Genomic DNA, 14060 nt, shown 5'->3' on the forward strand with positions numbered 1-14060 from the left:
CGTGGTCGGGTCCAGCTCAGTCCCCCAGTGCCTCGAGGCGTGCCGCGCGGTCGGCGTCGCGGTTCGAGCCGATGACGGCGTCGAGGTCGCCGGCGAGCACCTGATCGAGGTTGTAGGCCTTGAACCCCGTGCGGTGGTCGGTGATCCGGTTCTCCGGGAAGTTGTACGTGCGGATCCGCTCCGAGCGGTCGACGGTGCGCACCTGGGAGCGGCGGATGTCGGCGGCTTCGGCGGCGGCCTCCTCGGCCTGTTTGGCGAGGATGCGGGCGCGGAGCATGCGCAGCGCCGCTTCCTTGTTCTGCAGCTGTGACTTCTCGTTCTGGCAGCTCGCGGTGATCCCGGTGGGCAGGTGCGTGATCCGCACCGCCGAGTCCGTCGTGTTGACCGACTGTCCGCCGGGGCCCGAGGACCGGTAGACGTCGATGCGCAGATCCTTGTCCTCGAGGTGGATCTCCTCGGGTTCGTCGACCTCCGGGAAGACGAGGACGCCGGCGGCCGAGGTGTGGATGCGGCCCTGGGATTCGGTGACCGGGACGCGCTGGACCCGGTGGACGCCGCCTTCGAACTTCAGCCAGCCGTACGCGCCGTCGGCACCGGCCTTGACGGCGATCGTCACGTCCTTGAAGCCGCCGAGGTCGGAGTGCGTGGCGGTGAGCACCTGGGACGACCACCCGTGGGAGGCGATCCAGCGCTCGTACATGCGCAGAAGGTCACCGGCGAAGAGCGCCGACTCGTCGCCGCCCTCCCCCGCCTTGATCTCGACGATCGCATCCCGGGCGTCATCGGGATCGCGCGGGATGAGGAGGTCGCGGAGTTCGGCGTCGGCCGCCTCGAGCTCGGCGCTCAGGCGCGTCGCCTCGGCGGCGAACTCGGGATCGTCGTCGCCGAGCTCCTCGGCCGCTGCGAGATCGTCGCGCAACTCGTCGACGCGACGGGCCGCGACGACGATGCGGTCGAGTTCGGCATAGCGGCGCGACAGCTTCCGAGCCCGGCCGGCATCAGCGTGCACGGCCGGGTCGGAGAGCTCCTCGGACAGCCTCGTGTGCTCGTCGACGAGCACGGCGAGGCCGGCCGTGAGGCTGTCACTGCTCATCTCAGTGGTCGTCGGTCGAGGACTTCGGCAGCGGCGTCGTCTTCTGCACCTGCATGAGGAACTCCGCGTTCGAGCCGGTCTCCTTGAGCTTCGACATGAGGAGTTCGACGGCCTGCTGCTGCTCGAGACCCGAGAGCAGACGGCGCAGACGCCACATGACCTTCGTCTCCTCCGGCGTCATGAGCATCTCCTCACGACGCGTCGACGAGGCGTTGACGTCGACGGCCGGGAAGATGCGCTTGTCGGCGAGCTGGCGCGACAGGCGCAGCTCCATGTTGCCGGTGCCCTTGAACTCCTCGAAGATCACCTCGTCCATCTTCGATCCCGTCTCGACGAGGGCGGTGGCGAGGATCGTCAGGGAGCCGCCGCCTTCGATGTTGCGGGCGGCGCCGAAGAACTTCTTCGGCGGGTAGAGCGCGTTCGCGTCGACACCACCGGAGAGGATCCGTCCCGAGGCCGGCTGCGCGATGTTGTAGGCGCGGCCGAGGCGGGTGATGTTGTCGAGGAGGACGACGACATCGGAGCCCATCTCCACGAGGCGCTTGGCCCGCTCGATCGCGAGTTCGGCGATCGTCGTGTGATCGTCGGCGGGACGGTCGAAGGTCGAGGCGATGACCTCTCCGGCGACCGCGCGCTGCATGTCCGTGACCTCTTCGGGACGTTCGTCGACGAGGACGACCATGAGGTGGACTTCGGGGTTGTTCTCCGTGATCGCGTTGGCGACCTGTTGCATGATCGTCGTCTTGCCGGCCTTCGGGGGCGCGACGATGAGTCCGCGCTGGCCCTTGCCGATCGGGGTGACGAGGTCGATGAGGCGGGTCGACTGCAGCTTCGAGGTGGTCTCGAGGCGCAGGCGCTCCTGCGGGTAGAGCGGGGTGAGCTTCGAGAACTCGACGCGGTTCTTCGCATCGTCGACGCTCAGTCCGTTGACGGAGTCGAGGCGGACGAGCGCGTCGAACTTCTCGCGCTTGCCGCCCCGCTCGCCCTCACGCGGCTGTCGGATCGCACCGGCGACGGCGTCGCCCTTGCGCAGACCGTTCTTGCGGACCATCGACGCCGAGACGTAGACGTCGTTGGGCCCGGGCAGGTAGCCCGAGGTGCGGAGGAACGCGTAGTTGTCGTGGACATCGAGGATGCCGCCGACGGGGATGAGGACGTCGTCGCTGCGCAGCTCCGGCTCGTCACCCCCGCGTCCGCGACGCTTGCGGTCACGGCCGCGACCGCGGCGGCCGCCGCGCTCGTCGTCGTCGGACCCGTTGCGGTTCCGGCGGTCGTTGTCCCGACGGTTGTCGTTGTCGCGACGGTTGTCGTCGCCGTCGCCCTGGCGGCTGCGGCGATCGGAACGACGGTCGTCGCGATCGGACTTGCGGTCGTTGCCGCGGTCGTCACGATCGGACTTGCGGTCGTTCCCGCGGTCGTCACGGTCGGACTTGCGATCGTCGCGACGGTCATTGCCGCGATCGTCGCGGTCGGACTTGCGGTCCTCGCGGTCCTTGCGGTCGGACCGGCGCTCGTCGGCGTCGCCCTGACGGCTGCGACGGTTCGCGGCCTCGTCGCCGCCCTGATCGGTGTCGGCGTCACCGCCGCGCGAACGCGAGCGGCCGCGGCGATTGCGCTGGCGCTCCTGGCCGGCCTGCTCGTCACCGGCGGTCTCGGCGGCGGGTGCCGCAGCAGCCTCGGGAGCGGGAGTCTCGGCGGCGGTGGTCTCAGGCGCGCTGGTCTCGGCGCCCTCGCGGGCCGCGGAGTCCTCGCGAGCAGTCGCAGCCGCGCTGCGACGGGCGGGCCGGCGGCCGCGCTTGCCCTCGGAGGCCGAGGAGTCAGCGGTTTCGGCCGGCGCCGCGGTGGTGGGGGCGGGAGCCGTGCCGGCGCCCGATCCGCCCTGGTTGTTGATGGCGTCGATGAGTTCGCCCTTGCGAAGTCGACGGTATCCTTTGATTCCCATTCCCGCTGCCATTTCCTGCAGCTGGGGAAGGCGCAGAGCGGTCAGACTGCCGGTGCGCGGTGTGGAATCCGGGGTTGTGGTTTCAGACACGAAGGTCCTTCTCCCTCATTCGGCCGTGCGGCAAAGAGCCGTAATCCCACGGCGACGGAAACACCCTTGACGGTGCATTGTGAAAGACATCCTGCTTGAAGAGTGCAGGAGATGTTCCAGGATTCGTGAAGTTGAGATGGGGTTCGCGGTGACACCGCCAAGCCCGTTCACTGGTGGAACACTCACCAGTTTACTTCCTCCGGCCCGATCACGCGAATTCGAGCCGGAATCCCTCCTCATCGATCGCCACAGGCACAGCCCGCACTCCCGGGGGCACCGCCTCGGCGGGCACGTCCCCGGTGAGAGCGAGCACGGTCGGTCCCGCGCCGGAGATCACCGCGGGAATCCCCCGGGCCCGGAGATCGTCGACGAGCGCCATCGACTCAGGGTACGCGCTGCGGCGGAACTCCTGGTGGAGGCGGTCGTCGGTGGCCTCGAGCAGCGCGGTCGCGTCCGTGCTCAGGGCGTGGACGAGCAGTCCCGTGCGCGCGGAGTTCTCCGCCGCGACCGCGTGGGCGATCGTTGCCGGAATGAGACCGCGCGCGGTGAGTGTGTCGAGTCTCACAGCGGGGATGAGGACCGTGACCTTCTCAACGGTGCGGACGGGAACCGTCCAGGCGCGGGCCGGCTCCGGCAGCGCGATCGTCAGTCCGCCGAAGATCGCCGGCGCCGCATTGTCGGGGTGGCCCTCGAGGTCTGCGGCGAGCTCGAGCATCCGCTCCCGAGTCAGCCCCGGCCCGCCGAGGGACTCGGAGACGGCACCGGCCAGGGCGATGCCGGCGACGACTGCGGCCGCCGACGATCCGAGGCCCCGCGAATGGGGGATCCGGTTCGTGCAGTCGAGGCTGAGCCGGGTCATGATCGCCGCAGCGCTCTCGCCCTGCAGCTGCGCGAGCACGTCCCACAGCACCCGCATGATGAGGTGGGAATGGTCGGTGGGCACATCCTCAGCGCCCTCCCCGCGCACGGTCACCGCAGCGTCCGGGTCGACCGGCGCGTCCCCGAGGGTGAGGACGAGCGTGTCGACGAGGCGCAGCGCCAGGCCCAGCGAGTCGTAACCGGGTCCGATGTTCGCCGAGGTGGCCGGCACCTCGAGCCGGAAGACCCGGCTCACCGGTCCTCGAGTCCGAGCTCGCGGGCGGCGGAGACGGCGTCGACGGGCACGCGGACGGGTTCGAGGTCGGCGCCGTCGGCGGTGTGCAGGGCCCACTGCGGATCCTTGAGCCCGTGCCCGGTCACGGTCACCGCGATCGTCGCGCCGGCCGGCACGCGACCGGCCTCGGACATCTTCAGCAGACCTGCCACCGAGGCGGCCGATCCGGGTTCGACGAAGATGCCCTCTTCGCGCGAGAGCACCTTGTGTGCGGCGAGGATCTCGTCGTCCGTGACCGAGTCGATGAGTCCTCCGGAGTCGTCGCGCGCAGCGATCGCCCGCTCCCAGCTGGCGGGGTTGCCGATGCGGATCGCGGTGGCGATCGTGTCCGGGTCGGTGACCGGGTGGCCGAGGACGAGCGGCGCGGCGCCGGCGGCCTGGAAGCCCCACATCTGCGGCAGCCGCGTCGAGACGCCGGCGGCCCGGTAGTCGTTGTAGCCCTTCCAGTACGCGGTGATGTTGCCGGCGTTGCCGACGGGCAGCACGTGGATGTCGGGGGCGTCGCCGAGGACGTCGACGACCTCGAACGACGCCGTCTTCTGACCTTCGATGCGGTCGGGGTTGACGGAGTTGACGAGATGGACGGGGTAGGACTCCGCGAGCTTCCGGCACAGGGTGAGGCAGTCGTCGAAGTTGCCGTCGACCTCGAGCAGGGTCGCACCGTGGGCGACGGCCTGGCTCATCTTCCCCGGGGAGATCTTGCCGGCGGGCACGAGCACGGCGCAGGTGAGCCCGGCCTTCGTCGCGTAGGCCGCGGCCGAGGCCGAGGTGTTGCCCGTCGACGCGCAGATCACGGCCTTCGCGCCCTGCGCTTTGGCCTGGGTGATCGCCATCGTCATCCCCCGGTCCTTGAAGGAGCCGGTCGGGTTGAGGCCTTCGTACTTCACCCACACCTCGGCGCCGGTGCGCTCACTGAGGCGCTCGGCGCGGATGAGCGGCGTTCCGCCCTCGCCGAGGCTGACCGACGGAGTGGTCTCCCCGATGTCGATGAGGCTGCGGTATTCGTCGATGACGCCCTGCCACTGGTGCCTGGGGTAAGTGCTCACGCGATGTTCGTCCTTCTCTTGTGTCGCATGCGGGTTGGTTAGGTCACTGGCCTTCGGCGCGGATGACGGAGACGACGGAGCGGACGACGGGCAGTTCGCCGAGGCGCTCGACCGTCCGCGACAGCGCGGCGTCGGTGTTCTCGTGGGTCGCGAGCACGAGCTTGGCGTGCTGGACTCCGTCGTCGTCGATCTCGCCGATCGTCTGGCGCATGAGCTCGATCGAGGCGCCCTCGGCGGCGAAGACCTCGGAGACCGCGGCGAGCACGCCGGGACGGTCGACGACGTCGAGGGTGATGTGATAGCGCGTGGTGATCGCCGAGATCGGCAGCAGGGTCGTCTCGGGGTGGAAGGGACGCTCGTACTGTCCGCGACCGCCGAGCACGCGGCGCCGCGCCACGGAGACGACGTCGCCGAGGACCGCCGAGGCCGTCGGCGCTCCCCCGGCGCCCTGACCGTAGAACATCAGGGAGCCGGCTGCTTCGGCCTCGACGAAGACCGCGTTGAACGCCCCGTGGACCGAGGCCAGCGGATGCGTGCGCGGCAGCAGCGCGGGGTAGACGCGGGCCGAGAGGCCGGGTCCGGCCGGTGAGTCGGCGACGCGTTCGCACACCGCGAGCAGCTTGATGACGAAGCCCTGCTCCTTGGCCGTGGCGACCATGTCGGCGGTGATGCCGGTGATCCCCTCGACGTGGACGTCGGCGATCGTCATCGGGGCGTGGAAGGCGAGCGAGGAGAGGATCGCGGCCTTCGCGGCCGCGTCGTGTCCGCCGATGTCGGCCGTCGGGTCCGCCTCGGCGTATCCGAGCTCCTGGGCCGAGGCCAGCGCGTCGGCGAAGTCCCAGCCCTCGGTGTCCATCTGGTCGAGGATGTAGTTCGTCGTCCCGTTGACGATGCCCATGATCCGGTCGATGCGGTCACCGGCGAGCGAGTCGCCGACGGGCCGGATGATCGGGATGGCACCGGCCACCGCGGCTTCGTGCTCGAGGCGGACCTCGGTGTCGTCGGCGGCGGCCATGAGCTCGCCGTAGGAGGCCGCGAGCAGCGCCTTGTTCGCGGTGACGACCGAGGATCCCTGCGCGAGCGCCTGCATGATGAGCGTCTTCGCCGGTTCGATCCCGCCCATCAGCTCGATGACGATGTCGGCCCCGGTGATCGCCGCCTCGGCGTCGGTGGTGAGCAGGCCGGGGTCGATCCCGGGCCGGTCCTTGCCGAGGTCACGGACGACGACGGCGGTGAGCTCGAGGGGGGCGCCGATCCGCTCCGCCAGCGCCTCGGAGCGGGACTGGATGCGCGCGGCGACCTCGGTGCCGACGACTCCGCTTCCGAGCATCGCGACTTTCAATGGCTGCATGGCTCACTCTCTGTTCTTCGGTCTCTGCACAGGTGGGGGCTGCGTCATCGTCACTGCCGGGTGGCGTCGGCCATCCCGGGGTCGTTCGCAAAGAGCTGCGAGTACGTCTCGGGAGTGACGATCCAGTCCACCCTATCCGGTGTCACGGCCAGCACCCCCGGTCGGGCGACATGATTGTAGTTGCTCGACAGGGCGCGGCAGTAGGCTCCGGTGCCGGGAACGGCGACGAGGTCGCCGGGGGCGACGTCGGCGCCCATGTACTCGTCGCGGACGATGATGTCGCCGGACTCGCAGTGCTTCCCGACGACGCGGACGACGGCGGGGGCGGCATCGGAGTTCCGATTGGCCAAGGTACACGAATAGTCGGCGTCGTAGAGAGCTGTCCGAATGTTGTCGCTCATGCCGCCGTCGACGGCGACGTACGTGCGCACGCCGGAGTCGGTGACGACCTCCTTGACGGTGCCGACCGCGTAGAGGGTGAAGACCGCCGGGGAGACGATCGCGCGGCCGGGCTCGATGGAGATCCGCGGCACGTTCGTCCCGAGCCCGCGGCACTCCTTGGCCACCACCTCGGCGAGGGCGGTGGCCATCTCCGCGACGGGGATGGGCGTGTCCTGCGAGGTGTAGCGGATGCCGAAGCCGCCGCCGAGGTCGACGTCGGGCAGGTCGACGCCGTGGTCGGACATGATCTGGGCCCGCAGCGCGAGCACCCGCGCGGCCGCGACCTGGAATCCGGAGATGTCGAAGATCTGGGAGCCGATGTGCGAGTGGAGGCCGTCGAGGCGCAGGTGCGCGGAGTCGACGACGCGGGCGGCGGCCTCGGCGGCCTTGCCGGCGGCGACGGAGAGACCGAACTTCTGGTCTTCGTGCGCCGTGGCGATGAAGTCGTGGGTGTGGGCTTCGACGCCGACGGTGACGCGGAGCATGACGGGGGCGATGACGCCCTTGGCCGCGGCCACGGCTTCGAGCCGATCGACCTCGTCGAGGCTGTCGACGATGATCCGTCCGACGCCGTAGTCGAGGGCGTACTCGAGTTCGGCGAGCGACTTGTTGTTCCCGTGCAGACCGATGCTCTCCCCCGGCACGCCGGCGGCGTGGGCGATCATCATCTCCCCGAGCGAGCACGTGTCGAGCCCGAGACCGGCCTCGTGCACCCACTTGGCGACGGCGGTGCAGAGGAAGGCCTTGCCGGCGTAGAAGACGTCGACGCCGGACAGGCCCTTCTCCGGGGCGAACGCCGCCGCGTAGGCATCGCGGTAGAGCCCGGCACGGGAGCGGAAGTCATCGACGTCGAAGACGAAGGTCGGGGTGCCGAAGCGCTCGGCGAGCTCGGTCACCGGGTGCCCGGCGATCGTGAGCACACCGTCGTCGCCCTTGGCCACGTTGTCCGACCAGAGGCTCGGCATGACGGCGTTGACGTCGTCGGGGTAGGGCAGCCACACGGGTGCGGGGGTCGCATGGAGCTGACCGGCGATGTGGGCGGGCATTCATATCCTCTCCGGGGCGGTGACGCCCAGCAGTCGCAGTCCTGTGGCGAGGACCGTGGTCGCACCGGCCGCGAGCACGCAGCGAGCTGCGTGGACGGCGGTGATGTCGGCATCGAGTGTCGGAACGATGGCGCGCTCGGCCGCCGACCATGCGGTGAGGGCCGCGGCGAGGTCCTCGAGGACGGCGGTCACCGAGCGCAGGGACTCCCCCGGCCGCCTGCCGGTGTCGGCGTGCCTGCCGGCACCGTCGTACCTGCCGGTCGGCTGCGGGCTGTCCGACTGGGATCGAGTGTCGGCGTGTCTGCCGGTCGGCTGTGGGCCGTCCGGCTGGGATCCGGTATCGGCGTGCCCGCCGGTCGCGGCTGATGCGGTCGTCGCAGTTCCGGTCGCCCGGGCGAGGACTCCTGCGGCCTCGGTGATCCGCAGCGCGAGCTGACGGTCGGCGGGAGCGAGGGTGACGTCCGGCGTGCGATGCTCTGCCTCGTCCACAGCGAGTCCCGCGGCGACGCGGATTCCCGCCGCAGCGGCGCGGCGGAGCAGGCGACGCCCGGTGGCATGGGCGTGCTGGACGCGGTGGAGCGGGTTGGCTGGAGCGGCCGTGCGAAGCAGCTCGACGTCACGGGCGAGGACGGTCGCGGTCCGCGAGCGGGCGGACCCGTAGCGGAGGGCATCGGCGTCGAGGACTCCAAGACTGGCCGGCTCCATCAGGCGGTCTGACGAGGCGAGGGTCGCTCCGGAACCGGGATCGCCGAGGTGACGGCCCGCGGCGACCTGCGCGACGGTGCCGAGCAGGGCGGGGGTCTCCAGCACGATGCGGAGGAATCCCGGACCGGTGACCGTGACCGACGCGATGTCCGGGTGGGAGGCGACAGCCTCGGCGATGGACTCCGCCGTCGACAGCGGCTCTCGCGTGCCCAGGCGCAGGGGCAGATTGGACTGCCAGTCCCCCGCGGCGACGTCACCGCCGCGTCGCAGCACAGTGCCGGTCGGCACTGCGCCTGGTGCCGGCGCGTTGCCGGGTGACGACCCGTCGGACGGCAGAGCATCTGTGCCGGTGGGGGCCGGATCCTCCGCGGGGCGCAGCGTCGACAGAGCCGCCTCGGCGAGGACGACGTGCAGCTGTTCCGGGGTCACGTCCCCAGCGTACTCGGGGCGGCGGACACCGGCCGAATCGTCCGCATGCTCAGATGTGCCCGGGTCGGCTCGCCGGGATGGTGACGCCGAGCTTGAGGACGACGGAGGCGAGGACGAGGACGATCGCGGGGGTGAGGGTGTCGAAGCTCTCGACGAGGAGGGCGAAGAGCAGCGGCCCGGTGGCGGCCATGAGGTAGCCGCCGCCCTGGACGAAGCCGGCGAGGGCCGCCGAGGCCCCCGGGGTCGCCGAGCGCAGGGTGATGAGGGTGAGAGCGAGAGGGAACGTCGAGATGCCGATGCCGAGGAGCACCGTCCACAGCACCGGGGCCGCCTGCGGGGCGAGCCAGAGACCGATGTAGCCCGCCGCGAGGCTGAAGCAGAAGGCGATGACGATCGGGGCGGCGCTGCGCAGGCGCGCCGTGAGCGCCGGGAGGACGAAGCCGAGGACGAGGGGCACGGCGGTGACGAGGGCGAGCATGGCCCCGGCGAAGGCGGAGTCGAATCCCGCGCGGGTGAGCAGCGGGGGCAGCCAGGTGAAGAGGATGAAGTTGTTGAACGACGTCATCCCCGTCATCGTCATCAGCGCCCAGGCCCGCGGGGTCCGCAGCAGGCGGCGCAGCTCGGCGCCGCCGACGACGGTCGCGGTCACGGTCGCCCGGGCCGGGGGCCTGCGCACGGCGATGACCGCCCACACGGCGACGGCGACGAGCGCACACGCGACCCACACGAGCAGCGAGCCCCGCCAGTCGAACTGTCTGGCCAGCGGGACCGCGACGAGCGGCGGGAGGAATGTGCCGAGCTGGAGCAGACCGACGTGGACGGTCGACATGAGAGCGACCCGGTCGGGGAAGTGCGACTTGACGATCGGGGGCACGACGACATTGCCGAATCCCATGCCGAGGAGCGCGACGACGCTGAGGAGGAGGAAGAGCGTCGGGGAGGACACGAGGGCGCGGGCACCGAGGCCGAGGGCGATCATGATCATCGCGACGAGGCTGACGGTGATCGCCGAATACCGGGAGACGAGCCGCGGGGCGAGGAACCCGCCGACCCCGTAGAGGAGCGGTGGCAGCATCCCGATGATCGCGAGGAACGCGGCGCTCAGCGGGATCTCGGTGCCCATGAGATCGAGCAGCGGCGAGAGACCCGTGACACCGGGACGGAGGTTGAAGGCGGCGACGACGATGCCGAGCAGGATGATCGCGGTCGTCCAGGCAGCCCTCATAGAGGCCGTTCTACCACTGTCCCTGCCGCCGACCGCCCAGCGGGGTCACGTCGTGCCGGCCGTCCAGCGGACTCAGTTCTCCTGCTTGAGGCCCTCGACGGGAGAGAGCCGGGCCGCGCGTCGGGCCGGAGCGAGGGCGGAGAGGATGCCGGCGAGCATGGCGACGACGAGGATGCCCGCCGAGGCCAGCAGCGACCAGTCGACGACGAAGGCGTTCGAGAAGTCGGCGGTGATGAGCCGGGTGGCGACGATGCCGAGGGCCCCGCCGAGGGCGAGGCCGATGAGTGCGGCGACGACGGAGATGAGCACGGCCTCGAACGCGAGCAGGGCGCGCAGCTGGGCGAGGCTCAATCCGAGCGCCCGCAGCAGCGAGTTCTCCCGCCGCCGTTCGATGACCGAGAGGCTGATCGTGTTCGACACCCCGATGAGGGCGATGAGGACGGCGACGAAGAGGACGCCGACGGCCATGAGGAGCAGCACGTCGATGACCTGGGAGAAGAGTCCGCGGTCGACGGCTGAGCCGATGACCTCGTCGGTGGGGACATCGAGCGCCTCGGCGACGTCCTGCCGGATCCGCAGGATGTCGGTGACGCTCTGGTCGGGGGTGAGCGTGATGAGCACGGCGGTCGCGGCCGGGGAGATCCCGATGGCGTTGCCGACGTCGGCGGTCGTGAAGTACGCCCGGGTCGACTCGCCGGCGCGTTCGACGGGAAATGCGGCGTCGGTGAGGCCGCGGACGACGACGGTGTCGCGCGGATAGTCGGCGGGCACGGTGACCCGGCCGGGCACGAGAGGCGGGGCGGCGTCGCCGAGGAGCGCCTCGGCGGATCCGGGATCGAGGATGTAGAGCTCGGCCTCGTCGTCGACGACCTGCCCGTGATAGGCGAGCACCGCCGTGTCGACGCCGTCGATGTCCCTGATGTCGCTCAGCGTCGTCGCATCGGTGCCGTTGCCCAGCGACACCGCGACGTCGATCGGGAAGTGCTGTTCGAGTCCCGCGCTCAGCGTCGCCTTCGTCGACATGCCGCCGACGACGAGGGTGGACACGAGGGTGACGCCGATGACGAGGGCCGCGGCGGTCGAGCCGGTGCGACGGCGGTTGCGCAGCGTGTTGAGCGTCGCGAGCTGGCCCGGCAGCCCCCACGGGGTGACGGCGAGATCCCCGATCCACGAGACGACGGGCGGGATGATCTGACCCGAGCAGAGGACGATCCCGACGACGACGAGGGCGCCGCCCACGGCGCCGACGACGATCCAGGCACTCGACCCGGCGGCGAAGATCAGTGCGGCGACGATGCTCACCGCCCCGATCGCGATGCTCCCCCAGCCGGCCGCCCCGCGGGCCCGTGACTGGCGGGTCGGGGCGCCCGTGACATCGAAGGGCTGAAGCGCCTCGAGGGGCGTCACGGCGATCGCGCTGCGGGCCGGCCGGACGGTCGCGGCCAGGGTGAGGATGACGCCGACGACGACGCCGACGACGAGCGCCCAGCCGGGCACCGAGAGCGAGACGTAGGCGAACTCGCTCTCCCAGAAGCGCCGCGCCACGGCGATGAGCGCGGCACTGACCCCGATCCCCGCGATGACGCCGACGACCGACCCGGCGAGGCCGACGACGAGTCCCTCGACGAGCACCGACCCGTAGAGCTGCCGCCGGGAGGCGCCGAGGCAGCGCAGCAGGGCGAGCTCGCGGCGGCGGCCGGCGACGATGACGGAGAACGTGTTCGAGACGACGAGGACGGCGACGACGACGGAGATCCCCGCGCAGCCGAGCAGCATCCACGCGATGAAGCTGCTGCCCTGGGAGAACTCCGCGACCTGCCGGTCGATCGCCTCGTCGACGCTGAGCGTCTGCAGCTGCCCGCGCAGGGCGGAGTCGGCGAGGAACGCATCGACCCCGGTGCGCACCGCCGCGGGGTCGACGCCATCCGCGTCGAGGTCGATCTGGATCGCCGAGACCCGGCCGATCTGGGCGAAGTGCTCGCGGTAGCTCGCCGCCGTCGTCAGGGCCCGGGGCAGGCCGGCGAGCGTCGGGTCCTCCCCCATCTCGGCGATGCCGACGACCGTGAAGTCGGTCACGGCGCTGCGCGGGGCGCGGTAGATCGGCATCTCCTCGGCGTCGGTGTCGATGCGCGCCGAGGCGGTGGAGAAGCGCACGACGTCACCGACGCCCAGTCCGAGGTCGGCGGCCGTTCCGGAGTCGACGACGAGGTCGGTCGGTGCCTGCGGCCGGGTTCCCTCGCGCACGGCGAAGGTGTCGAGACCCGGATCGACCGGGGTCGGAGAGATCGCGAAATCCGTGTCGGCGAAGGCGTCGCTGCGGCCCGAGGCGATCGCGCTCGCCGCGACGTCGACGGCGCCGATCCCCGGCTGCGCGGCGAGGTCGTCGCTGAAGGCGGCGACCGCGGAGGGGTCGAGGTCGGCTCCCGTCTCGGGCATGAGCACGAGGTCGGCGTTGGCGTACGACTGGCTGATGCCGTCGCGCACGCTGGCATCGAGCGAGGCGCTGATGATGAGGGTCGCGGAGACGAAGCCCGCCGCCAACGCGATGCCGAGCCCGATCGCGGTGAACCGCGCGAAGTGGACTCGGATCTGCGCGAAGGCGACGGCGATCACTGTCCGCTCAGCTCGCTCAGTCCGGTGGCGACCGCCTGCGGGGTCGGCGAGGTGATCTCTCCCCCGACGCGTCCGTCCTTGAGGAGGACGACCCGGTCGGCGTGAGCGGCGGCGGCGGGATCGTGGGTGACGAGGATGATCGTCTGCCCGTACTGGGAGGCGGCGGCGTGGAGGAGGTCGAGCACCTCGGCGCCGGAGAGGGAGTCGAGATTGCCCGTCGGTTCGTCGGCGAAGACGACGTCGGGGCGGGTGAGCAGCGCACGGGCGACGGCGACGCGCTGCTGCTGACCGCCGGAGAGCTCATGCGGACGGTGCTTGAGCCGGTCGCCGATGCCGAGGCGCTCGACGATCTCCGCCTTCCAGGCGGTGTCGATGGTGCCGCGGGCCAGGGACACGGGCAGATCTATGTTCTGCTCGGCGTTGAGCGTGGGCACGAGGTTGAAGGCCTGGAAGATGAAGCCGACCCGGTCGCGGCGCAGCTGGGTGAGTTCGCGGTCGTTGAGCGCGGTGATGTCCTCACCGCGCATGAGGATCTCGCCCGAGTCGACGCGGTCGAGTCCGGCGAGGACGTGCATGAACGTCGACTTGCCCGACCCGGAGGGACCCATGATCGCGGTGAGCCGACCGGAGTCGAAGTCGACGCTGATGTCATCGAGCGCGGTCACCGCGGTGTCGTCGCGGCCGAAGCTCTTGCGCAGGCCGCGGGCCCGCAGCACCACCTCGGTGTCGGTTGTCGTCGTCATCACTGTCCTCATCGTCTGGCTGACCGGAGGGGAGAACGAGAAACCGCCCACCTCAGCGACTGAGATGGGCGGATCGCTGTGCCCGCGACAGGATTCGAACCTACGACCTTCTGCTCCGGAGGCAGACGCTCTATCCACTGAGCTACGCGGGCAACGCATGTCATGCTATCACCGACTGCGAGG

The 14060-nt window shown here is 70.7% G+C and carries 10 protein-coding genes and 1 tRNA gene; all 11 read right to left on the bottom strand.

Annotation, left to right across the window (positions count from 1 at the left end):
- Positions 1–16: 16 nt before the first annotated feature.
- Positions 17–1093: a peptide chain release factor 1 gene (gene prfA / locus J9315_RS09950; RefSeq protein WP_211977768.1), complete on the bottom strand. Its 1077-nt coding sequence runs from the start codon at positions 1091–1093 to the stop codon at positions 17–19.
- A gap of 1 nt (position 1094) precedes the next feature.
- Positions 1095–3125 carry a transcription termination factor Rho gene (gene rho, locus J9315_RS09955; protein WP_211977769.1) on the bottom strand — a complete coding sequence of 677 codons (2031 nt, stop codon included), beginning with the start codon at positions 3123–3125 and terminating at the stop codon, positions 1095–1097.
- 208 nt (positions 3126–3333) lie between these two features.
- Positions 3334–4239 (bottom strand): homoserine kinase, encoded by a 906-nt coding sequence (thrB, locus tag J9315_RS09960; RefSeq protein WP_211977770.1) that lies wholly within the window; start codon positions 4237–4239, stop codon positions 3334–3336.
- Positions 4236–5324 (bottom strand): threonine synthase, encoded by a 1089-nt coding sequence (gene thrC / locus J9315_RS09965; protein WP_137825922.1) that lies wholly within the window; start codon positions 5322–5324, stop codon positions 4236–4238. Before thrC ends, thrB begins: the two co-directional genes overlap by 4 nt.
- Positions 5325–5367: 43 nt before the next feature.
- Positions 5368–6675, bottom strand: coding sequence for a homoserine dehydrogenase (locus J9315_RS09970; protein WP_198498588.1), 1308 nt, complete (start codon positions 6673–6675; stop codon positions 5368–5370).
- Between the two features lie 50 nt (positions 6676–6725).
- Positions 6726–8162 (bottom strand): diaminopimelate decarboxylase, encoded by a 1437-nt coding sequence (gene lysA, locus J9315_RS09975; protein ID WP_211977771.1) that lies wholly within the window; start codon positions 8160–8162, stop codon positions 6726–6728.
- Positions 8163–9296 (bottom strand): DALR anticodon-binding domain-containing protein, encoded by a 1134-nt coding sequence (locus tag J9315_RS09980; protein ID WP_211977772.1) that lies wholly within the window; start codon positions 9294–9296, stop codon positions 8163–8165.
- 49 nt (positions 9297–9345) lie between these two features.
- On the bottom strand, positions 9346–10521 hold the full coding sequence (locus J9315_RS09985; protein WP_211977773.1) for an MFS transporter: 1176 nt from the start codon (positions 10519–10521) through the stop codon (positions 9346–9348).
- Positions 10522–10593: 72 nt separating this feature from the next.
- The gene (locus J9315_RS09990; RefSeq protein WP_211977774.1) at positions 10594–13134 is read right to left on the bottom strand and encodes an FtsX-like permease family protein; all 2541 of its coding nucleotides are present in this window, start codon (positions 13132–13134) and stop codon (positions 10594–10596) included.
- Positions 13131–13877 carry an ABC transporter ATP-binding protein gene (locus J9315_RS09995; protein WP_198498583.1) on the bottom strand — a complete coding sequence of 249 codons (747 nt, stop codon included), beginning with the start codon at positions 13875–13877 and terminating at the stop codon, positions 13131–13133. The genes J9315_RS09990 and J9315_RS09995 overlap by 4 nt, the downstream gene beginning before the upstream one ends.
- Before the next feature lie 79 nt (positions 13878–13956).
- A tRNA-Arg gene (locus J9315_RS10000) sits at positions 13957–14029 on the bottom strand.
- Positions 14030–14060: the final 31 nt, after the last annotated feature.

This window comes from Brevibacterium sp. W7.2 (assembly GCF_018137945.1).
Taxonomy (GTDB): Bacteria; Actinomycetota; Actinomycetes; order Actinomycetales; family Brevibacteriaceae; genus Brevibacterium; species Brevibacterium sanguinis.

What these genes read in the sequence shown, in the direction of transcription:
- prfA (WP_211977768.1), bottom strand. Translation starts at nt 1,093, where the DNA reads ATGAGCAGTGACAGCCTCACGGCCGGCCTCGCCGTGCTCGTCGACGAG.
- J9315_RS09970 (WP_198498588.1), bottom strand. Translation starts at nt 6,675, where the DNA reads ATGCAGCCATTGAAAGTCGCGATGCTCGGAAGCGGAGTCGTCGGCACC.
- lysA (WP_211977771.1), bottom strand. Translation starts at nt 8,162, where the DNA reads ATGCCCGCCCACATCGCCGGTCAGCTCCATGCGACCCCCGCACCCGTG.
- J9315_RS09985 (WP_211977773.1), bottom strand. Translation starts at nt 10,521, where the DNA reads ATGAGGGCTGCCTGGACGACCGCGATCATCCTGCTCGGCATCGTCGTC.
- J9315_RS09995 (WP_198498583.1), bottom strand. Translation starts at nt 13,877, where the DNA reads ATGACGACGACAACCGACACCGAGGTGGTGCTGCGGGCCCGCGGCCTG.